This is a genomic window from Paucibacter sp. PLA-PC-4, from assembly GCF_026241155.1.
GTDB lineage: Bacteria > Pseudomonadota > Gammaproteobacteria > Burkholderiales > Burkholderiaceae_C > Roseateles_E.
The window spans coordinates 1-669 of the sequence record NZ_JAPFGP010000075.1 but is presented as its reverse complement, the minus strand read 5'-3'; the positions used below and the strand labels follow the sequence as shown (position 1 = coordinate 669).

Here is a 669-nt window from a genome sequence, read left to right as displayed (position 1 = left end):
TCCTTGACGAAGGCCAGGGTCATCAGCTCTTCGACGGCACTGCGGTCGATGCTCTTGGGCCAGGCCCAGTCGAAGTCGACCAGCGGCTTGAAGCGGCCGATGTGGGCGTCGCGCAGCCGCCGCTCCAGGCTGCGGCGGCTGCGCTCGGCGGCCTCCCAGGCAAGCATCTGCGCCACCCAACTGGCTTGCTCGGGCTGAGCCATCACCTCGCCCCAGTGTTCAAGCAGGCCATGCAGGCGCAACGAGGCGGCCTGCTCACGCAGAGCGGCCTGTGGTGTCGTGAGGCTATTCATCGGACTCCTCCGGTGCGGTGGTGGGCTGTCGGTCGATCTGCTCGTCACTCTGCCGGTCATAGGAGCGCAGGTCATGGGTGCGCACCGGCGCGTCGCGCTTGGCCACGTGCTCGGGCAACACCAGGGCCACCGGTGGCGGCTCGCCGCTGATCACCCGGGCACGCTCTAGCGCTGCGCGCACGGCGTTGGGGTGTGCAACGTCGCGCTCGAGGGCCTCGATGATGGCCGTCTGCAGGGCGCTGGCGCCCCAGCGCTGCAGCAGGCGCATCAACGCCGCAGTGATCGAGCCCAGGTTCTCGCCGCGCTCGCCGGCACGCCGCAGCAATACCGCGCTGGCCGGGGCGGCCTGGGCCAAGCCATCGCAGGCCCGGTGACC

General features: G+C 70.6%; 1 protein-coding gene and 1 pseudogene. Both read right to left on the bottom strand.

Features of this window, described 5'->3' with window-relative positions:
• Positions 1-293: ATP-binding protein (locus tag OOZ63_RS28970; protein ID WP_266009341.1), on the bottom strand; the 293-nt coding region annotated here is incomplete at its 3' end.
• Positions 286-669: pseudogene (locus OOZ63_RS28965) on the bottom strand (IS21 family transposase); the annotation flags it as partial. The pseudogene OOZ63_RS28965 and the gene OOZ63_RS28970, both read right to left, overlap by 8 nt.